Annotated in this window: 23 protein-coding genes and 1 pseudogene; 18 read left to right on the top strand and 6 right to left on the bottom strand. The window is 42.2% G+C overall.

All coding sequences use genetic code 11. The features are described from left to right. The first annotated feature begins 310 nt into the window (after positions 1-310). From ACLNCW_RS08595 to yidD, 10 genes are all read left to right on the top strand, one after another. Positions 311-559, top strand: coding sequence for a YneF family protein (locus ACLNCW_RS08595; protein ID WP_000364990.1), 249 nt, complete (start codon positions 311-313; stop codon positions 557-559). Positions 560-759: 200 nt separating this feature from the next. Continuing rightward, positions 760-1,554, top strand: a complete 795-nt coding sequence (gene racE / locus ACLNCW_RS08590) for a glutamate racemase (RefSeq protein WP_033684754.1) — start codon at positions 760-762, stop codon at positions 1,552-1,554. Further along, positions 1,551-2,522: a nucleoside-triphosphate diphosphatase gene (locus ACLNCW_RS08585; protein WP_000182403.1), complete on the top strand. Its 972-nt coding sequence runs from the start codon at positions 1,551-1,553 to the stop codon at positions 2,520-2,522. The genes racE and ACLNCW_RS08585 overlap by 4 nt, the downstream gene beginning before the upstream one ends. Next, positions 2,498-3,019, top strand: coding sequence for a metallophosphoesterase (locus ACLNCW_RS08580; protein WP_101782493.1), 522 nt, complete (start codon positions 2,498-2,500; stop codon positions 3,017-3,019). The genes ACLNCW_RS08585 and ACLNCW_RS08580 overlap by 25 nt, the downstream gene beginning before the upstream one ends. Next, positions 3,016-3,477, top strand: a complete 462-nt coding sequence (gene cbpB, locus ACLNCW_RS08575; RefSeq protein WP_004260968.1) for a cyclic-di-AMP-binding protein CbpB — start codon at positions 3,016-3,018, stop codon at positions 3,475-3,477. Before ACLNCW_RS08580 ends, cbpB begins: the two co-directional genes overlap by 4 nt. After that, positions 3,474-4,208: a site-specific tyrosine recombinase XerD gene (gene xerD / locus ACLNCW_RS08570; RefSeq protein ID WP_424846014.1), complete on the top strand. Its 735-nt coding sequence runs from the start codon at positions 3,474-3,476 to the stop codon at positions 4,206-4,208. The genes cbpB and xerD overlap by 4 nt, the downstream gene beginning before the upstream one ends. Continuing rightward, the gene (locus tag ACLNCW_RS08565; protein ID WP_024057382.1) at positions 4,208-4,936 is read left to right on the top strand and encodes a segregation/condensation protein A; all 729 of its coding nucleotides are present in this window, start codon (positions 4,208-4,210) and stop codon (positions 4,934-4,936) included. The genes xerD and ACLNCW_RS08565 overlap by 1 nt, the downstream gene beginning before the upstream one ends. An 18-nt stretch (positions 4,937-4,954) precedes the next feature. After that, positions 4,955-5,524 (top strand): SMC-Scp complex subunit ScpB, encoded by a 570-nt coding sequence (gene scpB / locus ACLNCW_RS08560; RefSeq protein ID WP_020903100.1) that lies wholly within the window; start codon positions 4,955-4,957, stop codon positions 5,522-5,524. Beyond that, positions 5,511-6,233 (top strand): pseudouridine synthase, encoded by a 723-nt coding sequence (locus ACLNCW_RS08555; RefSeq protein WP_001222228.1) that lies wholly within the window; start codon positions 5,511-5,513, stop codon positions 6,231-6,233. Before scpB ends, ACLNCW_RS08555 begins: the two co-directional genes overlap by 14 nt. Continuing rightward, the gene (yidD, locus tag ACLNCW_RS08550; RefSeq protein ID WP_024057384.1) at positions 6,233-6,475 is read left to right on the top strand and encodes a membrane protein insertion efficiency factor YidD; all 243 of its coding nucleotides are present in this window, start codon (positions 6,233-6,235) and stop codon (positions 6,473-6,475) included. Before ACLNCW_RS08555 ends, yidD begins: the two co-directional genes overlap by 1 nt. A 110-nt stretch (positions 6,476-6,585) precedes the next feature. On the opposite strand, the gene ACLNCW_RS08545 is transcribed toward yidD, so the two are convergent. The 5 genes from ACLNCW_RS08545 to galE all read right to left on the bottom strand — a co-directional run bounded on the left by ACLNCW_RS08545 (position 6,586) and on the right by galE (position 11,443). Then, positions 6,586-7,551: a siderophore ABC transporter substrate-binding protein gene (locus ACLNCW_RS08545; protein WP_424846012.1), complete on the bottom strand. Its 966-nt coding sequence runs from the start codon at positions 7,549-7,551 to the stop codon at positions 6,586-6,588. A gap of 95 nt (positions 7,552-7,646) precedes the next feature. After that, the gene (locus tag ACLNCW_RS08540; protein ID WP_024057386.1) at positions 7,647-8,399 is read right to left on the bottom strand and encodes an iron ABC transporter ATP-binding protein; all 753 of its coding nucleotides are present in this window, start codon (positions 8,397-8,399) and stop codon (positions 7,647-7,649) included. Continuing rightward, positions 8,396-9,352, bottom strand: a complete 957-nt coding sequence (locus tag ACLNCW_RS08535; RefSeq protein ID WP_024057387.1) for an iron chelate uptake ABC transporter family permease subunit — start codon at positions 9,350-9,352, stop codon at positions 8,396-8,398. The genes ACLNCW_RS08540 and ACLNCW_RS08535 overlap by 4 nt, the downstream gene beginning before the upstream one ends. Further along, a complete protein-coding gene (locus ACLNCW_RS08530; RefSeq protein ID WP_020903104.1) occupies positions 9,342-10,301 on the bottom strand; it encodes an ABC transporter permease in 960 nt (319 codons plus the stop codon). The genes ACLNCW_RS08535 and ACLNCW_RS08530 overlap by 11 nt, the downstream gene beginning before the upstream one ends. 143 nt (positions 10,302-10,444) lie before the next feature. Then, positions 10,445-11,443, bottom strand: a complete 999-nt coding sequence (galE, locus tag ACLNCW_RS08525; RefSeq protein ID WP_033684762.1) for a UDP-glucose 4-epimerase GalE — start codon at positions 11,441-11,443, stop codon at positions 10,445-10,447. Between the two features lie 294 nt (positions 11,444-11,737). Between galE and pepA the strand changes: the two genes are divergently transcribed. Together pepA and ACLNCW_RS08515 are read left to right on the top strand one after the other, a co-directional pair. Continuing rightward, complete coding sequence (gene pepA, locus ACLNCW_RS08520; RefSeq protein ID WP_004255930.1) at positions 11,738-12,802, top strand: glutamyl aminopeptidase; 1,065 nt, start codon at positions 11,738-11,740, stop codon at positions 12,800-12,802. Positions 12,803-12,821: 19 nt separating this feature from the next. Continuing rightward, entirely contained in the window at positions 12,822-13,118 is a 297-nt protein-coding gene (locus tag ACLNCW_RS08515) for a hypothetical protein (protein ID WP_004255931.1), read from the top strand. A gap of 97 nt (positions 13,119-13,215) precedes the next feature. Here the strand turns inward: ACLNCW_RS08515 and ACLNCW_RS08510 are convergent, their stop codons facing one another. Further along, positions 13,216-14,847 (bottom strand): Na/Pi cotransporter family protein, encoded by a 1,632-nt coding sequence (locus ACLNCW_RS08510; RefSeq protein WP_049499742.1) that lies wholly within the window; start codon positions 14,845-14,847, stop codon positions 13,216-13,218. Between the two features lie 303 nt (positions 14,848-15,150). On the opposite strand from ACLNCW_RS08510, the pseudogene ACLNCW_RS08505 reads away from it, so the two are divergent. The 6 genes and pseudogenes from ACLNCW_RS08505 to glnA all read left to right on the top strand — a co-directional run. Continuing rightward, a pseudogene (locus tag ACLNCW_RS08505) lies at positions 15,151-15,213 on the top strand (YSIRK-type signal peptide-containing protein); the annotation flags it as partial. 291 nt (positions 15,214-15,504) lie between these two features. Then, the gene (locus tag ACLNCW_RS08500; RefSeq protein WP_424846018.1) at positions 15,505-20,424 is read left to right on the top strand and encodes an endo-beta-N-acetylglucosaminidase; all 4,920 of its coding nucleotides are present in this window, start codon (positions 15,505-15,507) and stop codon (positions 20,422-20,424) included. 89 nt (positions 20,425-20,513) lie between these two features. Beyond that, positions 20,514-21,710, top strand: coding sequence for a phosphoglycerate kinase (locus tag ACLNCW_RS08495; RefSeq protein ID WP_001096743.1), 1,197 nt, complete (start codon positions 20,514-20,516; stop codon positions 21,708-21,710). A gap of 323 nt (positions 21,711-22,033) precedes the next feature. After that, positions 22,034-22,561, top strand: a complete 528-nt coding sequence (locus tag ACLNCW_RS08490; RefSeq protein WP_049501989.1) for an FUSC family protein — start codon at positions 22,034-22,036, stop codon at positions 22,559-22,561. A gap of 76 nt (positions 22,562-22,637) precedes the next feature. After that, on the top strand, positions 22,638-22,994 hold the full coding sequence (gene glnR / locus ACLNCW_RS08485; protein WP_000659548.1) for a transcriptional repressor GlnR: 357 nt from the start codon (positions 22,638-22,640) through the stop codon (positions 22,992-22,994). Between the two features lie 36 nt (positions 22,995-23,030). Continuing rightward, positions 23,031-24,377 (top strand): type I glutamate--ammonia ligase, encoded by a 1,347-nt coding sequence (gene glnA / locus ACLNCW_RS08480; protein ID WP_261085181.1) that lies wholly within the window; start codon positions 23,031-23,033, stop codon positions 24,375-24,377. The last annotated feature ends 94 nt before the right edge of the window (positions 24,378-24,471 follow it).

Below are 24,471 nucleotides of genomic sequence, written 5' to 3'. Positions count from 1 at the left end.
TCTGGTGTCTCAGTCTTTTATTAGTATAAATGGATAGGCAGAAATATGAAATTAATACTCTTCGAAAATCTCTTCAAACCGTGTCAGCTCTATCTGCAACCTCAAAACAGTGTTTTGAGCAACCTGCGGCTAGCGTCCTAGTTTACTCTTTGATTTTCATTGAGTATAAACTCAGTAAGGAGCCCTCTTTTGCAGAAAAGCAGGGTTCTTTTTGCTATTTATTCCATCCCTGAAAGCGTAAAACAAACTAGTCAGGGTGGCTAGTTTGTGGTATAATGAAAGAGACTCAAAAAGAAACAGGAGAAAAATGATGGATTTACTTTTAGCAATTGTATTGATTGTGCTAGCTTTTCTAGGAGGAGCTCTTGGAGGAATGTACTTGGTTCGTAAGCAAATTGAAAAAGAATTCGCTGACAACCCACGTTTGAATGCTGAAGCAGTTCGTACTCTTTTGAGTGCAAATGGTCAAAAACCAAGCGAAGCTAAGGTACAACAAGTTTACCACCAAATCATCCGCCAACAAAAGGCAGCCCTTGCTAACAATAAAAAGAAAAAATAAATAAGGAAAAGTCTGGGATGAAAGTTCCAGACTTCTCACTATGTTGGCTATGGTTTTAGGGATGAGACTTTTTCCTTGCATTCTATTGATATTTGATTATGATTAAGAGAGATAGTTGTTGATTAGGATGTCATTCAGTTCATAAGGATCAATAATCATAATGAACTATCAATCAGAAAAAAGACTAGAAAGAAGACTGTATGGATAATCGACCAATTGGTTTTTTGGATTCGGGTGTCGGGGGCTTGACCGTTGTGCGCGAGCTCATGCGCCAACTTCCCCATGAAGAAATCGTCTATATTGGAGATTCGGCACGCGCGCCTTACGGGCCCCGTCCTGCTGAGCAAATTCGTGAATATACTTGGCAGTTGGTCAACTTTCTTTTGACCAAGGATGTCAAAATGATTGTCATTGCTTGTAATACAGCGACTGCGGTCGTCTGGGAAGAAATCAAGGCTCAACTAGATATTCCTGTCCTAGGTGTCATTTTGCCAGGAGCTTCGGCAGCCATCAAGTCCAGCCAAGGTGGGAAAATCGGAGTCATTGGAACGCCTATGACGGTACAATCTGACATCTACCGACAGAAAATCAATGATCTGGATCCGGACTTACAGGTGGAGAGTTTGGCCTGTCCCAAGTTTGCTCCCTTGGTGGAGTCTGGGGCTCTGTCAACCAGTGTCACTAAGAAAGTAGTTTATGAAACCCTACGTCCCTTGGTTGGAAAGGTGGATAGCCTGATTTTGGGTTGTACCCATTATCCACTCCTCAGACCCATTATTCAAAATGTCATGGGACCCAAGGTTCAGCTCATCGATAGTGGGGCAGAGTGCGTACGGGATATCTCAGTCTTACTTAATTATTTTGAAATCAATCGTGGTCGCGATGCCGGACCACTCCATCACCGTTTTTACACAACAGCCAGCAGCCAAAGTTTTGCACAAATTGGTGAAGAATGGCTTGAAAAAGAGATTCATGTGGAGCATGTAGAATTATGACAAATAAAATTTATGAATACAAGGATGACCAGGACTGGTATGTCGGGTCCTATGCTATTTTTGGTGGCGTCCGGACGTTGACTGATGAAGACTTGGATTTCCCTCTGGTTGGATTGGCCAAAATCTTTCGAGACGAGGAACGAGGTTTCCCGATTTCAGTTGCTGTTTTACGCTATGGTTCTCGCTACCGTTTATTGTCTTTTGTGGTAGATATCCTCAACCAAGAAATGGGACGTAACTTGGAAGTCATTCAACGTCAAGGGGCCCTGCTCTTGGTTGAAAATGGGCAACTCTTGTATGTGGAATTGCCTAAAGAAGGGGTCAATGTTCACGACTTCTTTGAGACAAACAAGGTTAGAGAAACCTTGTTGATTGCGACTCGTAACGAGGGCAAGACCAAGGAATTTCGAGCTATCTTTGACAAGTTAGGATACGATGTGGAAAATCTTAATGACTATCCTGACTTACCTGAAGTAGCAGAAACAGGCATGACCTTCGAAGAAAACGCCCGCCTCAAGGCAGAAACTATTTCTCAATTAACGGGCAAGATGGTTTTGGCAGATGACTCAGGTCTCAAAGTCGATGTCCTTGGTGGCTTGCCAGGTGTCTGGTCAGCTCGTTTCGCAGGTGTGGGAGCTACTGACCGTGAAAACAATGCCAAACTCTTGCACGAATTGGCCATGGTCTTTGAACTCAAGGACCGCTCGGCTCAATTCCATACAACCCTAGTCGTGGCCAGTCCAAACAAGGAAAGCTTGGTTGTTGAAGCAGACTGGCCAGGCTACATTAACTTTGAACCTAAGGGTGAAAATGGATTTGGTTACGATCCTCTCTTCCTGGTAGGAGAGACAGGCAAGTCCTCAGCTGAATTAACCCTTGAAGAAAAAAATAGTCAATCTCACCGTGCCTTAGCCGTTAAGAAACTTTTGGAGGTATTTCCATCATGGCAAAGCAAACCATCATTGTAATGAGCGATTCTCATGGCGATAGCTTGATTGTGGAAGAAATCCGTGATCGCTATGTGGGCAAAGTTGATGCCGTTTTTCATAACGGCGATTCTGAACTGCGTCCCGATTCTCCCCTTTGGGAAGGCATCCGTGTTGTTAAAGGGAATATGGACTTCTACGCCGGCTACCCAGAACGTTTGGTGACTGAGCTTGGTTCGACCAAGATTATCCAAACCCATGGTCACTTGTTTGACATTAATTTCAATTTTCAAAAGTTGGACTACTGGGCTCAGGAAGAAGAGACCGATATCTGCCTCTATGGTCACTTGCATGTGCCAAGCGCTTGGATGGAAGGTAAGACCCTCTTTCTAAATCCAGGTTCCATCAGTCAACCACGTGGGACCATCAGAGAATGTCTCTATGCTCGTGTGGAGATTGATGATAGTTATTTCAAAGTTGACTTTTTGACACGAGCCCATGAGGTGTATCCGGGCTTGTCCAAGGAGTTTAGCCGATGATTGCCAAGGAGTTTGAGACTTTCTTGTTGGGGCAGGAGGAAACTTTTTTGACCCCTGCTGAAAATCTGGCCGTGTTGATTGATACCCACAATGCGGATCATGCGACCCTCTTGCTCAGTCAGATGACCTATACTCGTGTTCCTGTTGTGACAGATGAAAAACAGTTTGTTGGGACGATTGGGCTCAGAGATATTATGGCTTATCAGATGGAGCATGACTTGAGTCAAGAAATCATGGCAGATACGGATATCGTTCATATGACGAGAACCGACGTAGCGGTCGTCTCGCCTGATTTTACTATTACGGAGGTCTTGCACAAGCTGGTAGATGAGTCCTTCTTGCCGGTTGTGGATGCGTCAGGAATTTTCCAAGGGATTATCACGCGCAAGTCTATCCTCAAGGCTGTCAATGCCCTCTTGCATGACTTTAGTAAGGAATATGAGATTCGATGCAAATGAGAGAGAGGATTTCAGACTTTTTAGAGGGAAAGCAGGGTTTGTCTGCCAATTCCAAGCAGTCCTATAAGTATGATTTGGAGCAATTTTTAGACATTGTAGGAGAGCGGATTTCTGAGACCAGTCTCAAGATTTACCAAGCCCAGCTAGCCAATCTAAAAAACAGCGCCCAGAAGCGAAAGATTTCAGCCTGTAACCAATTTCTCTACTTTCTCTATCAAAAAGGAGAAGTGGATAGCTTTTATCGTTTGGAATTAGCCAAACAAGCTGAAAAGAAGACGGCAAAGCCAGAACTGTTAAACCTAGACTCTTTTTGGCAAGAAAGTGACTATTCAGAGGGTCGCTTGCTAGCTCTCTTAATCCTAGAAATGGGACTCTTGCCGAGTGAGATTTTAGCCCTCAAGGTTGCGGACGTCAATCTGGACTTTCAGGTGTTGCGAATCAAGAAGGCTTCCCAACAGAGGATTGTCACCATTCCCACGACCTTGCTTTCAGAATTGGAACCCTTGATGGGGCAGACCTATCTCTTTGAAAGGGGAGGGAAAGCTTATTCCCGTCAGTGGGCCTTTCGTCAGTTAGAAGCTTTTGTCAAGGAGAAAGGTTTTCCAGCCTTATCAGCCCAAGCATTGCGGGAACAGTTCATTCTACGACAAATTGAAAACAAGGTCGATTTGTACGAAATTGCAAAAAAATTAGGATTAAAAACAGTCCTGACCTTAGAAAAATATAGATAATGGATATTAAATTAAAAGATTTTGAAGGGCCCCTGGACTTGCTCTTGCACCTTGTTTCTAAGTACCAGATGGATATCTACGATGTGCCCATTACGGAAGTCATCGAACAATATCTAGCCTATGTCTCAACCCTGCAGGCCATGCGTCTGGAAGTGACGGGAGAGTATATGGTCATGGCCAGTCAGCTCATGTTGATCAAGAGTCGCAAGCTCTTGCCAAAGATAGCAGAAGTGACAAATTTGGAAGATGACCTAGAGCAGGATCTTCTCTCCCAAATCGAAGAATACCGCAAATTCAAGCTCTTGGGTGAACACTTGGAAGCCAAGCACCAAGAACGGGCCCAGCACTATTCCAAAGCGCCGACAGAATTGATTTACGAAGATGCGGAGCTTGTGCATGACAAGACGACCATTGACCTCTTTTTGGCTTTTTCAAATATCCTAGCCAAGAAAAAAGAGGAGTTTGAACAGAATCATACGACTATCCTGCGGGATGAGTATAAGATTGAGGACATGATGGTTATCGTGAAAGAGTCCTTGGCTGGACGAGATCAATTGCGCTTGCAGGATTTGTTCAAGGAAGCCCAGAATGTCCAAGAGGTTATCACCCTCTTTTTGGCAACCCTAGAGTTAATCAAAACCCAGGAGCTGATTCTTGTGCAAGAGGAGAGTTTCGGAGATATCTATCTCATGGAAAAGAAGGAAGAAAGTCAAGTGGCCCAAAGCTAGACTTGATAGAGAGGAAAGATGAGTACTTTAGCAAAAATAGAAGCGCTCTTGTTTGTAGCGGGTGAAGATGGGATTAGAGTCCGCCAGTTAGCTGAACTCCTCTCTCTGCCACCGACAGGCATCCAACAGAGTTTAGAAAAATTAGCCCAGAAGTATGAAAAGGACCCAGATTCCAGTTTGGCTCTGATTGAGACAGGGGGAGCTTATAGATTGGTGACCAAGCCTCAGTTTTCAGAGATTTTGAAGGAATACTCTAAGGCACCTATCAACCAGAGTTTATCTCGGGCTGCCCTTGAGACCTTGTCCATAATTGCCTACAAACAGCCCATCACACGGATAGAGATTGATGCCATCCGTGGTGTCAACTCGAGTGGGGCCTTGGCAAAGTTGCAGGCCTTTGACTTGATACGAGAAGACGGGAAAAAAGAAGTGTTGGGTCGCCCCAACCTCTATGTGACTACAGATTATTTCCTAGATTACATGGGGATAAACCATTTAGAAGAATTACCAGTGATTGATGAGCTTGAGATTCAAGCCCAAGAAAGCCAATTATTTGGTGAAAGGATAGAAGAAGATGAGAATCAATAAGTATATTGCCCACGCAGGTGTGGCCAGTAGGAGAAAAGCAGAAGAGCTGATTAAGCAAGGTTTGGTGACGGTTAACGGCCAAGTGGTACGTGAACTAGCAACCACTATCAAGTCAGGCGACAAGGTCGAAGTTGAAGGTCAACCTATCTACAATGAAGAAAAGGTCTACTATCTGCTTAACAAACCACGCGGTGTCATTTCCAGTGTGACAGATGACAAGGGCCGCAAGACGGTTGTCGACCTCTTGCCCAACGTGAAAGAGCGCATCTACCCTGTAGGTCGTTTGGACTGGGATACATCAGGAGTCTTGATTTTGACCAATGATGGAGACTTTACGGATGAGATGATTCACCCTCGTAATGAGATTGACAAGGTTTATGTCGCGCGTGTTAAAGGTGTGGCCAATAAGGATAATCTCCGCCCCTTGACCCGTGGACTTGAGATTGATGGTAAGAAAACCAAGCCGGCTGTCTATGAGATTCTTAAAGTGGATCCAGTCAAAAATCGCTCTGTGGTGCAGTTGACTATCCATGAAGGGCGTAACCACCAGGTTAAAAAGATGTTTGAAGCTGTCGGTCTTCAAGTGGACAAGTTGTCACGGACTCGTTTTGGACATCTAGACTTGACAGGACTCCGTCCAGGAGAATCCCGTCGTCTTAATAAAAAAGAAATCAGCCAACTACACACCATGGCTGTAACCAAGAAATAATGAAACGAATTTTAATAGCGCCTGTGCGCTTTTACCAACGGTTTATCTCACCAGCCTTTCCACCCTCTTGTCGCTTTGAGCCGACTTGTTCCAACTACATGATTGAGGCTATTGAAAAACATGGCTTCAAGGGTGTTTTGATGGGCTTGGCTCGGATTTTACGTTGCCATCCCTGGTCGAAAACAGGTAAGGACCCTGTTCCAGACCATTTTTCCCTCAAACGAAATCAAGAAGGGGAATGAGGTTAGGTAAAAGATTTTAATAAAATAATAAAACCGCATCCTATCAGGTTTGAGTGAGCTTGATAGGATGCGGTTTATCATGTAAAGTTGTTAGTTGAGTTTGAAGTTGCTTATTTCAAAGCTTTTTGTGCGTCTTCAATCATGAGTTTTGTTGATTCAAGACCGCCTCCGCTTAGATACCAGAGGTCTGGTGTTAGTTGGATAATCTTACCATTTTTAGCGGCAGGAGTTTCAGCGATAAGGGCATTTTCTAGGACGCCATCGTTGCTAGAGTTGTCCCCACCGATGGCAAGGGTACGGTTGATGACAAAGAGGATGTCAGGATTGATTTCTTTGACACTTTCAAAGCTGACTTCTTGTCCGTGGCGTGAGTCTTCAAATTTTGTATCAGTTGGTTTGAATTTCAAGGTCTGGTACAAGAAAGAGAAACGAGATTGGGCACCAAAGGCAGCCATTTTTCCTTCGTTGAGGAGGATAGCAAGGGCTATTTTGTCAGAACTTTCGTTTTTAGTAGCGACTTCTTGGATACTCTTGTCTAGCTTGGCCAATTCTTCCTTGGCTTTCTGTGTGCCAGTTTCACCAAAGGCGCCTGCTAAGGATTCAATGTTGGTCTTAGTAGAAGTCCAGTAGTCGTCCTTGCTTGCTTGGAAGAGAACAGTCGGAGCGATTTCGTTGAACTTATCTACGAATTTTTGGGTACGTGGTGAAGCGATAATTAGGTCTGGTTCAAGAGCAGCAAGGGCTTCTAGGTCTGGCTCAACCATAGAACCAACATTTTTAACTTTTCCAGCTAGGTCTTTAAGATAAGTCGGAACAGTTTTTGTAGGCATTCCGACGATATTCTTTTCAAAACCTAAAGCGCGAATAGTATCCGCAGCACCGAGGTCAAAGGTCACAATCTTTTCAGGGACTTTTGAAAGTGTGACTACACCTAGTGAATTTTTAATGGTTACCTCTGTTGGAGCAGAGCTACTTGACTCCGTCTTACTAGTGCTTGAGTTTGTACTACATGCACCAAGTAGGAGCAAGAAGCTGGCTACTAGGGCAGTGAGGTAAAGTTTGAGGGATGTTTTCATGATTTCTCCTTTTTAAAATGTGATAACGATTCAGGGAGTCTCTAGGTTTTATTGACTAAGAGATTGAAGGTTCTCTAACTTGAACTTATATGTTATTAGCTATAGATACAGATCTTTTTGCCATTGATATCAGCCAGCGTGATGGGAATCTCATAAAGTTGACTGAGCAGGTCAGCCTGCATGATTTGATCTGTTCTTCCCTTGCTAAAGACTTGACCGTCCTTGAAGGCGACAATTTCATCTGCATACTGACTGGCCATGTTGATATCGTGGAGGACGATGATAATGGTCTTTCCTAGTTCCTCCACCAGTCGCTTGAGAATCTGCATCATGCTGACGCTTTGCTTGATATCGAGATTGTTGAGCGGTTCATCTAGCAAGATAAAGTCTGTATCCTGGGCCAGTACCATAGCGATAAAGACCCGCTGGAGCTGGCCTCCAGACAGGCTATCGATGTAGCGGTCTTTTAGGTTGGTCAGTTCCAGATAGTCCAGAGTTTCTCGGATTTTTTCCCAATCTTCTGGTCTCAGTCGTCCTCTACTGTAGGGAAATCGTCCAAAACTGACCAGTTCTTCCACCGTCAATTTGGCTTGGTAATTGATTTTCTGCTTTAGGATAGTGAGTTCTTGAGCTAGTTCTTGTGAATTCCAACTCTCGATTTCACGGCCTTTGATACTGAGAATCCCCTGATCTTTCTTGGTCAGTCTGCTCATGATGGAGAGGAGAGTCGATTTTCCAGCACCATTTGGGCCAATAAAGGCTGTCAGTTTCTGAGGACTGACTTCAAGCGAAATGCCTTGCAAAATATCCTGTTTTTGAATGGATTTGTCAATGTTTTCCAGTTTCACCGACGCGCCCTCCTATAAAGTAAGATAAAGAATAAGAAGCCACCCACACTCTCGATGATCATGCTGATGCGAATTTCCAGAGCAAAAACTCGTTCGATGAGGGCTTGTCCCAAGGTCAAACTAATAAATCCAATCAGAATAGTTACGATAAAGAGCAACTTGTGCCGATAATCTTTGACAATCAGGTAAGTTATATTAGCCAGCATAAAGCCGAAGAAGGCCATAGGCCCTACCAAGGCAGTGGCCGTTGAAGTTAAAAGTACGATGCCCCAGAGGAGCTCTTTCTGTTCTTTTTCAACATCGAGTCCCAATATCTGAGCTGTTTCTCTTTGTAGGTGCAAGACATCCAGAATGACTGCTTTTCGAAAGAAAAAGATTGTCAAAGCAATGATGATCAGAGAGCCGATGGCTAGGATGGAAGTGTTGAGATGTTGAAAGGAGGCAAAGAGACCGTTTTGCAGTTTATCGTATTCGTTTGGATCCATCAGGACCTGAAGGAAGGTACTGATATTTCGAAAGAGACTTCCGAGGGCAAGACAAATCAGCAGGATAAAGACCAGATCTTGTTTCATCAGCGTCTTCAGGTAGCCTTCTAAGGCGAGAAAGAAGAGGGATTGGACAAGAAGTAAGATTAGGAATTCTAAGATGGGAGACTTCCCGAGTTGAAGAAACTTGCTTTCAAAAACCAGTAGCAGAGTTTGTAGTAGGACGTAGAAGGATTCGATTCCCAAAATACTAGGAGTCAGGAAACGATTTTCCGTCAGGGTTTGAAAACTAATGGTCGAAATCCCAGTCGCGATAGCTACCAAGAGATAAACGACAATTTTTTGGGAACGCAATTTCCAAGCAAAGGCTGACAAGTGAGTGATGGGCCAAAAGTAGAGAAGACAAGCTCCGATGGCGAGAATAATGAGAAGGCAGAAGAGTTTGGTATGTTTGCTTTTAAACTGCATCTTTTCGTCCCCCTCTCCATAGAAGTAGGATAAAGACGAGGCTACCAATGATTCCTAGTAGAAGACTGACAGACAACTCATAGGGTCGAATCAGAACTCGGGATAGGATATCGCAAGCCAGAACTAGATTGGCTCCAACCAGTGCGACGATAAGTTTGGTCTGACTTAGATTATCTCCATAACGCTTGCGAACAAGATTGGGAACAATAACTCCGAGAAAAGGTAAGCCACCCACGGTAATCATGGTGACACTAGTCGTTAGAGCAACCAGAAAGAGAGCCAGTTTTTCAAGTAGGGAGTAAGAAATCCCCAAACTCTCACTGGCTTCCTTGCCCAGATTCATGATGGTAAAAGTTTGGGATAATTTCCAAACGGCTATCAGGATGATGAGGCCTAAAAAGAGCCATTCATACTGATGATTCTGAATCATGGAGAAGGAGCCCTGGGTCCAAGCTGTCATACTCTGAACCAGATTGAAACGGTAGGCGATAACTTCTGTCACAGAACCGATAATCCCGCTATAGATGATCCCAATCAGAGGCAACATCCACCTTTCCTTTATAGAAAAAATAGTCATGAAGGCTAGGAAGAAGAGGGTGAATGTGATGGATGAAACAAAAGCGAAGAGCATCTTTTGGGTCAGACTAGCCGACGGAAAGACAAAGAGGCTCAGCACCATTCCCAGTTTGGCAGCTTCAGTCGTTCCAACTGTGCTTGGAGCAGCAAACTGATTTTGAGTGATAGTCTGCATGAGAAGTCCTGCCATACTCATACTAGAGGCCGTCAGGAGAATACTGATGGTTCTTGGAAGACGGGACTCTTGAAAGAGAAGCCAAGTTTCATGATCCAGAGCAAAGAGTTTTCCCCATGAAAAATCACTGGTCCCAATGCTAATAGAGAGAAAGACTAGGAGTAGAAGTAAGCCAATTAAATAATGAGAAAGTTTCATACCCCATCCTTTCATGTAGATTTGGTACTGAAAGATACCTGCGGATATTACTGTAACATGATTTATTTAATCTGTCAATAAATTTTCTGACAATTTAATGAATAAAACAAGGAGAGAGCGCCAAGGCTTTCTCCTTTGTTATCCTATTCCAAAATGTTTTTGCCTTCTTTAACACGCCAACGATAATCTGATAAAATAATATCTTCGAGGGAGTAGCTAGCCTTCCAATCAAGATATTTTTTAGCTTTTGATGCGTCTGCTAGGACGCTGGCTGGGTCCCCAGCACGGCGAGCAACAATTTCGTGTGGTATTTTTTGATTCAGTAGTTCTTCAGCAGTTTTAAAGATTTCTTTGACGGTATAGCCTTTTTCAGTTCCTAAGTTAAAGATTTGAGAAGAACTGTTTTCTTGAAATAGGTAGTTCATTCCTTTAACATGAGCCTGTGCAAGGTCCAAGACATGAATGTAATCTCGAATACATGAACCATCACGTGTATCGTAGTCATCTCCAAATATTTTCAGGCTATCATTTTGTCCCAATGCGGTTTTGTTGATATTGGGAATGATGTGAGTTGGATTTTTCACACGCAGGCCGTTTGAAGCATCCATTTCAGCCCCAGCAACATTAAAGTAACGGAAAATGACATATTTCCAGTCGTAGCGATTAGCCATCCAGTAAATCATTCGTTCGCCCATCAGTTTTGTCTCTGCATAAGGATTGACAGGATCGAGCAGGGTATCTTCAGTTGCTGGCTTGTCAATACAGTTATTACCATAGAGGGAAGCAGTCGAAGAGAACATGATTTTTTGAATGCCAACTTCAGATAAGACTTTGAGAACTTGGTTCATACCAGCAACATTGGCAGTGAAGTATTTACTTGGATTTTCAATACTTTCGCTCACAACAATCTCACCCGCACAATGCAGAACAGCGTCAATCTTGTTTTCTTCCAAGTAAGCTTTTAGGGCACTAGCATCATAAACATCCAGTTGTTTAAAGCTAACACGACTATCTACAGCCGAACGATTTCCTGTAGAGAGATTATCTAGAACATGTACCTGATAGCCAGCATTTAAAAGAGCTTTAACGGTATGGGAGCCAATGTAGCCAGCTCCACCAGTAACAAGAATTGTTTTGGTCATGATTTTTTCCTTTTCCTAGTTTTGTACTATTTTAAAGAAATAAGAAGGCAAAGTCAACTATTTTCTGCAAATTTTATGAAAAATCTGAACGATTTTGGCATCGGATTGTTTTTTTGTTTGGGAATAAAATTTCGAGTGAATCTTGGAATTTTTTTAGATTTTACTTCAAATGCAAGAGAATACAATTCATTTCTAAGATAGAGCAAAACTAAGATACTAACTTAGAAATCCACCTTCCCGCTATCCTTCTCCTATAAAAAGTGGTAAAATGGATGAAAGAAAGAAGGAACTGAAATGACAACATTATTTTCAAAAATCAAAGAAGTAACAGAACTTGCTGCGATCTCAGGTCATGAAGCACCTGTCCGTGCTTATCTTCGTGAAAAGTTGACACCGCACGTGGATGAAGTGGTGACAGATGGCTTGGGTGGTATTTTTGGTATCAAACATTCAGAAGCTGCAGATGCACCGCGCGTCTTGGTCGCTTCTCACATGGATGAAGTTGGTTTTATGGTCAGCGAAATAAAGCCAGATGGTACCTTCCGTGTCGTAGAAATCGGTGGTTGGAATCCTATGGTGGTTAGTAGCCAGCGCTTTAAACTCTTTACTCGTGACGGTCGTGAAATTCCTGTGATTTCAGGCTCTGTTCCGCCACATTTGACTCGTGGTAAGGGCGGACCAACCATGCCTGCCATTGCAGATATCGTCTTTGATGGCGGTTTTGCGGATAAGGCTGAGGCAGAAAGCTTTGGAATCCGTCCTGGTGACACCATTGTCCCAGATAGTTCCGCTATCTTAACAGCCAATGAAAAAAATATCATTTCAAAAGCTTGGGACAATCGCTATGGAGTTCTTATGGTGAGCGAGTTGGCAGAAGCTCTGTCAGGTCAAAAACTCGGAAATGAACTCTATCTTGGCTCTAACGTCCAAGAAGAAGTTGGTCTCCGCGGTGCTCATACATCTACAACCAAGTTTGATCCAGAAGTCTTCCTAGCAGTTGATTGCTCACCAGCAGGTGATGTTTATGGCGGTCAAGGCAAGATTGGGGATGGAACCTTGATTCGTTTCTACGACCCAGGTCACTTGCTTCTCCCAGGGATGAAGGATTTCCTTTTGACAACTGCTGAAGAAGCTGGAATCAAGTACCAATACTACTGTGGTAAAGGCGGAACAGACGCTGGCGCAGCTCATTTGAAAAATGGTGGTGTCCCATCAACAACAATCGGTGTTTGCGCTCGTTATATCCACTCTCACCAAACCCTCTATGCAATGGATGACTTCCTAGAAGCTCAAGCTTTCTTGCAAGCCTTGGTGAAAAAATTGGATCGTTCAACAGTTGACTTGATTAAAAATTATTAAACTTAAGGAGGTGGTAGGGATGGTAGAACCAAACCTAGAAATCCTTGTAAAAGATCTTTACAATCATGCTCGACATGATTTGAGTGAAGATTTAGTTGCTGCTCTCCTAGAGACTGCTAAAAAACTGTCTACTACAAATGAGCAATTGCTGGCAGTTCGTCTCTCAGGCCTGGTCAATCGTGAATTGCTCCTAAATCCCAAACATCCGGCACCTGAGTTGCTCAACTTAGCTCGCTTTATTAAAAGAGAAGAAGCTAAGTACAGAGGAACCGCAGCTTCTGCGCTTATGTATGGGGAGCTCTTTAAAATGCTTTGATTCCATTGTGAATCAAAGCATTTTTCTATATGTTAGAAAAGCAATTCTAGATTAGGAAAAGAAAAAAGCCATCCTATTTAGGATAGCTTCTTGGTTCTTAGATTTGTTCAGCGATGACCTTTTCAGCTAGATTCATAGCGTGGTCAGATACACGAGTATAGTGGGAAATGATGTCGATAAAGTTGACCCCAGCTTGTGTTGAACACTCGCCCTTGTTGAGGCGTTTGATGTGGGTCTTTCTGAGAACACGTTCCATATTGTTGATTTCTTTATGGCGTTCAATCAGACTTTGAGCTTTTTCAATATCATTGTTTTCCACGCTGTCAAGGGCATCTTTGATAAAGCCAGTGGTCTTTTGATAGATATCAGCTAATTCCTGTAAAGCAGCTTCAGAGAACTCAACGTTTTTACGTTGAAGGTAGTCAGTCAGGTTGATTAGCGCTTCTGCGTGGTCCCCAATTCGTTCCAAATCGCGGGATGAATCAAGAATGTTGGTGAGCACTTCACTTTCTTTCTGGCTAAGAGCTTCACTTGAAAGAGTAATAAGGTAACGAGTCAATTTTTCATCAATGGTATTGATGGCTTCTTCCGTCTTGTGGCCTTTTTCAGCAACCTTTTCATTAAGGTCAATGATGTAGTTGTATGAAAGGTCAAAGGCTTTGGAAGCATAATTTCCCAAGTGAAGGAGTTCTTTTTTGGCATTTCCGAGAGCGATTGATGGTGCTTGTTTAATCAAATGCTCATCAAGATAAAGTGGCTCGTACTTGACAACTTCATCTTCACCAGGGATGAGCTTGGTTACAAAGTAGGCCAAGGCTCCGATGAATGGAAATTGGATAATAGTATTTGTGATATTAAAGGTTCCGTGGGCGAAGGCAATGGTCATTTCTGGAGCCAGATTGAGTGTAGATTCAAACCATTGAATCAAGCCAGTGAAAGGTACAAGGAAGACAATACAGATAACCGTACCAATCACGTTAAAGGCGACATGGGCACCAGCAACACGTTTGGCAGCGATATTAGCTCCAAGAGAAGCAATAATAGCTGTAATGGTCGTTCCGATATTATCACCAAACAAGACTGGTAGGGCACCTTGTAGATCAATCAAACCACTTGCGTAAAGATTCTGTAGGATACCGATAGTTGCGGAAGAAGCTTGAATGAGTAGGGTTAGTCCAGTTCCGACAAAGACACCTAGAATAGGACTCTTGCTTAGTTCAACCATATAGTCTCTAAAGACTTGCAGGTCTTTTAGAGGTTCCATTGCACCGCTCATAAGATTGAGAGCGAAGAAGATACCACCTACACCAAAAATGATACGTCCGATGTTATTGATAGAGCGATTCTTGGTGAAGAAGAGACAAATCGCTCCGATGAAAAGCATTGGTAAGGCATAATCTCCTAGCTTAAAACCGATGATAAAGGATGTAACGGTAGTTCCAATATTGGCACCCATGACAATACCGATAGCTTGACGCAAGGTCAAAAGTCCTGCGCTGACTAGCCCCACTGTAATGACTGTGACACCAGAACTTGACTGAATTAGCGCCGTCATACCGATACCAACTAGCACACCGAAGAACGGATTGCTGGTATATTTGTCAATGTAAAACCGAAGGCGATCTCCAGCAGCTTGTTGCAAACCGTCTCCCATGGTCTTGATACTATATAAGAATAGTCCCAGACCACCTAAAAAGTGAAATAAAATTTCCTGCCAATTAATGGACATTTCTTTTTCCTCCGAAAAATAATAACGGAATTTCTCCTATTCTATTTTAAAGGATAAAAGTAAATCTAACAAGTGTTAAGCTAAGATTTTAGAAAGAAAATTCGTTAGAATGGGCCTTAATTATATTAATTTTACCAATTTCTAACCTAGATATAGATATTTCCTTTTATATATTGACATTTAAAAGAAATATTTTAAAATGAGGGAGGAATTATCTTGGTCCCTGTGATTGGGATAAAAATTTTATAAAGAAAGTTAAGCGCTTTCTTTTGTGCAACAAAATCAATCTTTTAGGAGGAGAAAATGAAGAATCCATTTTTTGAAAGACGTTGTCGTTACAGTATTCGTAAGTTATCAGTAGGAGCCTGCTCGCTGATGATTGGTGCTGTTTTATTTGCTGGTCCAGCCTTGGCTGAAGAAACTGCAGTTCCTGAAAATAACGGAGCCAATACAGAGCTTGTTTCAGGAGAGAGTGAGTATCCAACTAATGAAGCTGACAAGCAGCATGAAGGAGAACAGGCTAGAGAAAACAAGCCAGAAAAGGCAGAAGGAGTAGCGACAGCATCTGAAACTGCTTCGCCAGCAAGCAATGAAGCTGCAACTACTGAAACTGCAGAAGCAGCTAGCGCAGCTAAACCAGAGGAAAAAGCAAGTGAGGTGGTTGCAGAAACACCATCTGCAGAAGCAAAACCTAAGTCTGACAAGGAAACGGAAGCAAAGCCTGAAGCAACTAGCCAAGGAGATGAGTCTAAGCCAGCAGCAGAAGCTAATAAGACTGAAAAAGAAGTCCAGCCAGATGTCCCTAAAAATACAGAAAAAACATTAAAACCAAAGGAAATCAAATTTAATTCTTGGGAAGAATTGTTAAAATGGGAACCAGGTGCTCGTGAAGATGATGCTATTAACCGCGGGTCTGTCGCCCTCGCTTCACGTCGGACAGGTCATTTAGTCAATGAAAAAGCTAGCAAGGAAGCAAAAGTACAAGCCCTATCAAACACCAACTCTAAAGCAAAAGACCACGCTTCTGTTGGTGGAGAAGAGTTCAAGGCTTATGCTTTTGACTATTGGCAATATCTAGATTCAATGGTCTTCTGGGAAGGTCTCGTACCAACTCCTGACGTTATTGATGCAGGTCACCGTAACGGGGTTCCTGTATATGGTACACTCTTCTTCAACTGGTCTAATAGTATTGCAGATCAAGAAAAATTTGCTGAAGCTTTGAAGCAAGACCCAGATGGTAGCTTCCCAATTGCCCGTAAATTGGTAGATATGGCCAAGTATTATGGCTATGATGGCTATTTCATCAACCAGGAAACAACTGGGGATTTGGTTGAACCTCTTGGAGAAAAGATGCGCCAGTTTATGCTCTATACTAAGGAGTATGCTGCTAAGGTAAACCATCCAATCAAGTATTCTTGGTACGATGCCATGACTTATAACTATGGACGTTACCACCAAGATGGTTTGGGAGAATACAACTACCAATTCATGCAACCTGAAGGAGATAAGGTTCCAGCAGATAACTTCTTTGCTAACTTTAACTGGGATAAGGCTAAAAATGATTACACTATTGCAACTGCCAACTGGATTGGTCGTAATCCTTATGACGTATTTGCAGGTTTGGAATTGCAACAGGGTGGTTCCTACAAGACCAAGGTCAAATGGAATGACATTTTAGATGAAAATGGGAAATTGCGCCTTTCTCTTGGTTTGTTCGCCCCAGATACCATTACAAGTTTAGGAAAAACGGGTGAAGATTACCATAAAAATGAAGATATCTTCTTTACAGGTTACCAAGGGGATCCTACTGGTCAAAAACCAGGTGACAAAGATTGGTATGGTATTGCTAACCTAGTTGCGGACCGTACGCCAGCAGTAGGTAATACTTTTACTACTTCTTTTAATACAGGTCATGGTAGAAAGTGGTTCGTAGATGGTAAGGTTTCTAAGGATTCTGAGTGGAATTACCGTTCAGTTTCAGGTGTTCTTCCAACATGGCGCTGGTGGCAAAAATCAACTGGTGATAAGTTGAAAGCAAGCTATGATTTTGAAGATGCTTATAATGGTGGAACTTCTCTCAAATTTGCAGGGGATCTTTCAGGTGCGACCAAGCAAGATGTGAATTTGTACTCTACTCGCTTGAAGGTGACAGATACAACCAAATTACATGTTGCCCACAAAGGAGGCAAGGGTACCAAGGTTTATGTAGAATTTGCAACCAAGAAAGATTATACCTACGGTGATGAAGCTGCCCGTAAAGAATTGACAGTTTCAGATAACTGGACTACCGATGATTTTGATTTGAGTGCCTTGGCGGGCAAAACAATTTACGGTATTAAACTCTATTTTGAAAATGACAAAGACTTAAAAGGTTATCAATTTAACCTGGGGCAATTGACCATCAGCAATAATCAAGATGCTCCTCAGGCACCAACCACAGTTGCTGTAGCCAAACAAGTCCTTAAAAATGCCCAAGAAGCGGAAGCAGTTGTGCAATTTAAAGGAAACAAGGATGCAGATTTCTATGAAGTTTACGAAAAAGATGGAGACAGCTGGAAATTACTAACTGGCTCATCTTCTACAACGATTTATCTACCAAAAGTTAGCCGCTCAGCAAGTGCTCAAGGTACAACTCAAGAACTGAAGGTTGTAGCAGTCGGTAAAAATGGAGTTCGTTCAGAAGCTGCAACTACAACCTTTGATTGGGGCATGACTGTAAAAGATACCAGCCTACCAAAATCGCTAGCTGAAAATATCGTTCCAGGTGCAACAGTTATTGATAGTACTTTCCCTAAGACTGAAGGTGGAGAAGGTATTGAAGGTATGTTGAATGGTACCATTACCAGTCTTTCAGACAAGTGGTCTTCTGGACAGTTAAGTGGTAGTGTGGATATTCGTTTGACCCAGCCACGTACAGTTGTTAGATGGGTGATGGACCATGCTGGAGCTGGTGGAGAATCTGTAAACGACGGTTTGATGAACACCAAAGACTTTGACCTCTATTATAAAGATGCGGATGGTCAATGGAAATTGGCTAAGGAAGTCCGTGGCAATAAAGCCCATGTTACAGATATTACCCTTGATAAACCAATCACAGCTCAAGATTGGCGCTTGAATGTTGTCACTTCTGACAATGGAACCCCATGGAAGGCTATTCGTATCTATAACTGGAAAATGTATGAAAAGCTTGATACTGAGAGTGTCAATATTCCGATGGCCAAGGCTGCAGCCCGTTCTCTAGGCAATAACAAGGTACAAGTTGGCTTTGCGGATGTACCAGCTGGAGCAACCATTACCGTTTATGATAATCCAAATTCTCAAACTCCGCTTGCAACCTTGAAGAGCGAAGTTGGAGGAGACCTAGCAAGTGCACCATTGGATTTGACAAATCAATCTGGTCTTCTTTACTATCGTACCCAGTTGCCAGGCAAGGAAATTAGTAATATCCTAGCAGTTTCCGTTCCAAAAGATGACAGAAGAATCAAGTCAGTCAGCCTAGAAACAGGACCTAAGAAAACAAGCTACGCCGAAGGGGAGAATTTAGACCTTAGAGGTGGTGTTCTTCGAGTTCAGTATGAAGGTGGAGCTGAGGACGAACTTATTCGCCTAACTCACGCGGGTGTATCAGTGTCAGGTTTTGATACGCATCATAAGGGAGAACAAAATCTTACTTTACAATATTTGGGGCAACCGGTACATGCTAATTTATCAGTGACTGTTACTAGTCAAGATGAAGCAAGTCCGAAAACTATTTTGGGAATTGAAGTAAGTCAGGAACCCAAAAAAGATTACCTAGTTGGTGATAGCTTAGACTTGTCTGAAGGACGCTTTGCAGTGGCTTATAGTAATGACACCATGGAAGAACATTCCTTTACTGATGAGGGAGTTGAAATTTCTGGTTACGATGCTCAAAAGACTGGTCGTCAAACCTTGACGCTTCGTTACCAAGGACATGAAGTCAACTTTGATGTTTTGGTATCTCCAAAAGCAGCATTGAACGATGAGTACCTTAAACAAAAATTAGCAGAAGTTGAAGCGGCTAAGAACAAGGTGGTCTATAACTTTGCTTCGCCAGAAGTAAAAGAAGCATTCTTGAAAGCAATTGAAGCGGCCGAACAAGTGTTGAAAGACCATGAAACTAGCACCCAAGATCAGGTTAATGACCGACTTAATAAATTGACAGAAGCTCATAAAGCTCTGAATGGTCAAGAGAAATTTACGGAAGAAAAGACAGAACTCGATCGCTTAACAGGTGAGGCTCAAGAGCTCTTAGCTGCCAAACCAAACCATCCTTCAGGTTCTGCCCTAGCCCCACTTCTTGAAAAGAACAAGGTCTTGGTTGAAAAAGTAGATTTGAGTCCAGAAGAGCTTGCGACAGCGAAACAGAGTCTAAAAGATCTGGTTGCTTTATTGAAAGAAGACAAACCAGCAGTCTTTTCTGATAGTAAAACAGGTGTTGAAGTACACTTCTCAAATAAAGAGAAGACTGTCATCAAGGGCTTGAAAGTAGAACGTGTTCAAGCAAGTGATGAAGAGAAGAAATACTTTGCTGGAGAAGATGCTCATGTCTTTGAAATAGAAGGTCTAGATGAAAAAGGTCAAGACGTTGATCTCTCTTACGCTTCTATTGTGAAAATTCCAATTGAAAAAGATAAGAAAGTGAAGAAAGTCTTCTTCTTACCTGAAGGTAAAGAGGCAGTAGAATTGGCTTTTGAACAAACGGATAGTCATGTCATCTTTACAGCGCCACACTTTACTCATTATGCCTTTGTTTATGAATCTGCTGAAAAACCACAACCTGCTAAACCAGTAGAAAAAGTTATTTCAAGCAAGGAACCAGCTGAAGGTGTTAAGAATTTGGTTGTGGATACTCCAAAATTAGAAATTGAAGAGACAAGTATTGCCTTCGAACACCAAGAACGTCCCAATCCAAATCTTACAGTCGGTCAACGTCAACTTGTCCAAGAAGGAGTTGAAGGACAAATTCGTCGCTTGATTGAAGTAGATAGTCAAGGCAATCGTACGCTTCGCGCTACAGAAGTTTTGAAAGAAGCAAGTCCTGAAATCGTAGAAGTAGGTACTGGTCTCATTCCTGCCAAGCCAGCACCACAAAACACAGACCTTCCAAAACCTACTAATCAACCGGCTTTTGATCAACAAAAGGCTCCTAAATTGGAAGTTCAAGAGGAAAAGGTTGCCTTTGATCGTCAAGAGCATGAAAATGCTGGTATGCTAGTTGGGGAACAACGAGTCATCATACAGGGACGAGATGGTCTGTTGAGACATGTCTTTGAAGTTGATGAAAACGGTCAGCGTCGTCTTCGTTCGACAGAAGTCATCCAAGAGGCGATTCCAGAAATTGTTGAAATTGGAACAAAAGTAAAAACTGAACCAGCAGTAGCGCCTACACAAGAAAAACCAGCCCAAAATACAGCAGTTAAATCAGAAGAAGCAAGCAAGCAATTGCCAAATACAGGAACTGCTGATGCCAATGAAGCCCTAATAGCAGGATTGGCAAGCCTTGGTCTTGCTAGTTTAGCCTTGACATTGAAACAGAAAAAAGAAGATGAAGATTAAATATCGAAAAATCTTGTGAAATCTTTCCTTATATTTCCAAAGTGTGATATAATAGTTTCGAATAAAATAAATAAAGGGGTTTTTGTAACATGGCAAAACTTACTGTTAAAGACGTTGACTTGAAAGGTAAAAAAGTCCTCGTTCGTGTTGACTTCAACGTACCATTGAAAGATGGCGTAATCACTAACGACAACCGTATCACAGCAGCTCTTCCAACTATTAAGTACATCATCGAACAAGGTGGACGTGCAATTCTTTTCTCTCACCTTGGACGTGTGAAAGAAGAAGCTGATAAAGCTGGTAAATCACTTGCTCCTGTAGCAGCAGACTTGGCAGCTAAATTGGGCCAAGACGTTGTTTTCCCAGGTGTCACTCGTGGTGCTGAATTGGAAGCAGCTATCAACGCTCTTGAAGATGGACAAGTTCTCTTGGTTGAAAACACTCGTTACGAAGATGTTGATGGCAAGAAAGAATCTAAAAACGATCCTGAACTTGGTAAATATTGGGCATCACTTGGAGATGGTATCTTCGTAAACGATGCATTCGGTACAGCTCACCGTGCACACGCATCTAACGTTGGTATCTCAGCAAACGTTGAAAAAGCAGTTGCTGGTTTCCTTCTTGAAAACGAAATCGCCTACATCCAAGAAGCAGTTGAAACTCCAGAACGTCCATTCGTGGCTATCCTTGGTGGTTCAAAAGTTTCAGACAAGATTGGTGTTATCGAAAACTTGCTTGAAAAAGCTGACAAAGTCCTTATCGGTGGTGGTATGACTTACACATTCTACAAAGCACAAGGTATCGAAATCGGTAACTCACTTGTAGAAGAAGACAAATTGGATGTTGCGAAAGCTCTTCTTGAAAAAGCAAATGGTAAATTGATCTTGCCAGTTGACTCAAAAGAAGCAAACGCATTTGCTGGTTACACAGAAGTGCGTGACACTGAAGGTGAAGCAGTTTCTGAAGGCTTCCTTGGTCTTGACATCGGTCCAAAATCTATCGCTAAATTTGATGAAGCTTTGACTGGTGCGAAAACAGTTGTATGGAACGGACCTATGGGTGTATTTGAAAACCCAGACTTCCAAGCTGGTACAATTGGTGTGATGGACGCTATCGTGAAACAACCAGGAGTTAAATCAATCATTGGTGGTGGTGACTCAGCTGCTGCAGCGATCAATCTTGGACGTGCAGATAAATTCTCATGGATCTCTACTGGTGGTGGAGCATCAATGGAACTTCTCGAAGGTAAAGTTCTTCCAGGACTTGCAGCCTTGACAGAAAAATAATTTCAGCCCGTTAGTCTCTACAAAATCCTGATTTTGTAGAAAAAGGAACAAAACTGAAACGTTAACAAAAAGGTGACATAGCCACCTTTTTGTGTTAGTGTAGGTATTTGTGACGCGGTGGTGGAGCATCAATGGAACTTCTTGAAGGTAAAGTTCTTCCAGGACTTGCAGCCTTGACAGAAAAATAAGATTTCATAAATGAATCAAAGAAGAGAGGGATGACAGTTCCTCTTTTCTTTTACTTGAAATAAAAACGCTTCCTCTTAACTATTCATCATAAAATCAGCCAATTTATGATAAAATGGAAATAGAAAGTTGAGATTATGAGTTATTTTAAAAAATATAAATTCGATAAATCCCAGTTCAAACTTGGTATGCGAACCTTTAAAACAGGTATTGCTGTTTTTCTAGTTCTCTTAATTTTTGGCTTTTTTGGCTGGAAAGGTCTTCAAATAGGTGCTTTGACAGCCGTTTTTAGTCTGAGGGAGAGTTTTGATAAGAGTGTTCATTTTGGAACTTCGCGTATTCTAGGAAATAGTATCGGTGGCCTTTATGCCCTCCTCTTCTTCCTATTAAACACCTTATTCCACGAAGCCTTTTGGGTGACTTTGGTAGTTGTTCCGATTTGTACCATGTTAACCATTATGACAAATGTAGCCATGAATAACAAAGCAGGTATTATTGGCGGTGTAGCGGCTATGTTAATCATTACCCTATCAATACCGAGTGGGGAGACAATTTTGTACGTGTTTGCGCGTGTATCAGAAACTTTCATGGGAGTTTTTGTCGCAATTCTCGTAAATTACGATATTGATCGTATTCGGCTCTTTTTAGAGAAAAAAGAAAAATAATGTTACATTTTATAACATTATCAATTGACGTTTGTCTTTTTTTAGACTATAATAGACAGAAAGAAGGAAATTGTAAATGAAGGAAAAAGAATTTCGCCGAAATATGGCTGTTTTTCCTATCGGCAGTGTTATGAAGTTGACCGATCTATCGGCGCGTCAGATTCGTTATTATGAAGATCAAGAGTTGATTAAACCTGATCGAAACGAAGGAAACCGTCGCATGTATTCCTTGAATGACATGGATCGTCTGCTTGAAATCAAAGATTATATCTCTGAAGGTTATAATATCGCTGCCATTAAGAAAAAATATGCTGAACGTGAAGCGAAATCCAAGAAAGCGGTGAGTCAGACTGAGGTGCGCCGTGCACTTCACAATGAACTCCTCCAACAGGGTCGCTTTGCTTCAGTACGGTCACCTTTTGGTCGCGGTTAGGCAACCGCAAGTAGTCATACATTAAGGAGAAAACTCATGTCAATCACAGCTGCAGATATTCGTCGTGAAGTCAAGGAAAAAAATGTTACCTTTATTCGTCTTATGTTCTCAGATATTTTGGGGACGATGAAAAACGTCGAAATTCCTGCTACAGATGAACAGTTAGATAAAGTCTTGTCAAACAAGGCTATGTTTGATGGATCTTCTATCGAAGGTTTTGTACGTATCAATGAATCGGATATGTACTTGTACCCTGATTTGGATACATGGACAGTCTTCCCGTGGGGAGATGAAAATGGAAGTGTTGCAGGTTTGATCTGTGATGTCTATACAACAGAAGGTGAACCATTTGCAGGTGACCCTCGTGGTAATCTCAAACGTGCTCTTCGTCACATGGAAGAAGTAGGGTTTAAATCTTTCAATCTTGGACCAGAGCCAGAATTCTTCCTATTTAAACTGGATGAAAATGGGGACCCAACACTTGAAGTAAATGACAAGGGTGGCTACTTTGATTTGGCACCTACTGACCTTGCGGACAATACACGTCGTGAAATCGTGAATGTCTTGACCAAAATGGGATTTGAAGTAGAAGCGAGTCACCACGAGGTTGCGGTTGGACAGCATGAGATTGACTTTAAGTACGATGAAGTTCTCCGTGCTTGTGATAAGATTCAAATCTTTAAACTTGTTGTTAAAACCATTGCTCGCAAACATGGTCTTTACGCAACCTTTATGGCCAAGCCAAAATTTGGTATTGCTGGCTCAGGTATGCACTGTAATATGTCCTTGTTTGATGCAGAAGGAAACAATGCCTTCTTTGATCCAAATGATCCAAAAGGAATGCAGTTGTCAGAAACAGCCTACCATTTCCTTGGTGGTTTGATCAAGCATGCCTACAACTATACTGCCATCATGAACCCAACGGTTAACTCATACAAACGTTTGGTTCCAGGTTATGAAGCGCCTGTTTACATTGCTTGGGCTGGTCGTAACCGTTCGCCACTTGTGCGCGTGCCTGCTTCACGTGGTATGGGAACTCGTCTTGAGTTGCGTTCAGTGGATCCAATGGCAAACCCATACATCGCTATGGCGGTTCTGTTGGAAGTTGGTTTGCATGGTATTGAAAATAAAATCGAAGCACCAGCTCCTATCGAAGAAAATATCTACATCATGACAGCAGAAGAGCGTAAGGAAGCTGGCATCACAGACCTTCCATCAACCCTTCACAACGCTTTGAAAGCATTGACGGAAGATGAAGTTGTCAGAGCGGCTCTCGGAGAACATATCTATACTAGTTTCCTTGAAGCTAAACGAATTGAATGGGCAAGTTATGCAACCTTCGTTTCACAATGGGAAATTGATAATTATTTAGATCTTTACTAATATAGAAGAAAGATTGCCTGAGGGCGGTCTTTTTTCTTGTCTTTTATATCGGAGTGTGATATATTTTATATAACGAGGTGCGATATATCGAACT

Origin of the sequence: Streptococcus sp. CL6.22 (assembly GCF_049738055.1) — a bacterium.
GTDB lineage: Bacteria > Bacillota > Bacilli > Lactobacillales > Streptococcaceae > Streptococcus > Streptococcus mitis_DJ.
This window is presented reverse-complemented; position numbering and strand designations above follow the sequence as displayed.

Coding starts and splice junctions, on each gene's coding strand:
- ACLNCW_RS08545 (WP_424846012.1), bottom strand. CDS start 7,551: ATGAAAACATCCCTCAAACTTTACCTCACTGCCCTAGTAGCCAGCTTC.
- ACLNCW_RS08585 (WP_000182403.1), top strand. CDS start 1,551: ATGACAAATAAAATTTATGAATACAAGGATGACCAGGACTGGTATGTC.
- ACLNCW_RS08565 (WP_024057382.1), top strand. CDS start 4,208: ATGGATATTAAATTAAAAGATTTTGAAGGGCCCCTGGACTTGCTCTTG.
- ACLNCW_RS08510 (WP_049499742.1), bottom strand. CDS start 14,847: ATGTCCATTAATTGGCAGGAAATTTTATTTCACTTTTTAGGTGGTCTG.
- galE (WP_033684762.1), bottom strand. CDS start 11,443: ATGACCAAAACAATTCTTGTTACTGGTGGAGCTGGCTACATTGGCTCC.
- cbpB (WP_004260968.1), top strand. CDS start 3,016: ATGATTGCCAAGGAGTTTGAGACTTTCTTGTTGGGGCAGGAGGAAACT.
- glnR (WP_000659548.1), top strand. CDS start 22,638: ATGAAGGAAAAAGAATTTCGCCGAAATATGGCTGTTTTTCCTATCGGC.
- glnA (WP_261085181.1), top strand. CDS start 23,031: ATGTCAATCACAGCTGCAGATATTCGTCGTGAAGTCAAGGAAAAAAAT.
- ACLNCW_RS08490 (WP_049501989.1), top strand. CDS start 22,034: ATGAGTTATTTTAAAAAATATAAATTCGATAAATCCCAGTTCAAACTT.
- ACLNCW_RS08515 (WP_004255931.1), top strand. CDS start 12,822: ATGGTAGAACCAAACCTAGAAATCCTTGTAAAAGATCTTTACAATCAT.
- ACLNCW_RS08580 (WP_101782493.1), top strand. CDS start 2,498: ATGGCAAAGCAAACCATCATTGTAATGAGCGATTCTCATGGCGATAGC.
- ACLNCW_RS08530 (WP_020903104.1), bottom strand. CDS start 10,301: ATGAAACTTTCTCATTATTTAATTGGCTTACTTCTACTCCTAGTCTTT.
- yidD (WP_024057384.1), top strand. CDS start 6,233: ATGAAACGAATTTTAATAGCGCCTGTGCGCTTTTACCAACGGTTTATC.
- racE (WP_033684754.1), top strand. CDS start 760: ATGGATAATCGACCAATTGGTTTTTTGGATTCGGGTGTCGGGGGCTTG.
- ACLNCW_RS08595 (WP_000364990.1), top strand. CDS start 311: ATGGATTTACTTTTAGCAATTGTATTGATTGTGCTAGCTTTTCTAGGA.
- ACLNCW_RS08535 (WP_024057387.1), bottom strand. CDS start 9,352: ATGCAGTTTAAAAGCAAACATACCAAACTCTTCTGCCTTCTCATTATT.
- xerD (WP_424846014.1), top strand. CDS start 3,474: ATGAGAGAGAGGATTTCAGACTTTTTAGAGGGAAAGCAGGGTTTGTCT.
- scpB (WP_020903100.1), top strand. CDS start 4,955: ATGAGTACTTTAGCAAAAATAGAAGCGCTCTTGTTTGTAGCGGGTGAA.
- ACLNCW_RS08495 (WP_001096743.1), top strand. CDS start 20,514: ATGGCAAAACTTACTGTTAAAGACGTTGACTTGAAAGGTAAAAAAGTC.
- pepA (WP_004255930.1), top strand. CDS start 11,738: ATGACAACATTATTTTCAAAAATCAAAGAAGTAACAGAACTTGCTGCG.
- ACLNCW_RS08555 (WP_001222228.1), top strand. CDS start 5,511: ATGAGAATCAATAAGTATATTGCCCACGCAGGTGTGGCCAGTAGGAGA.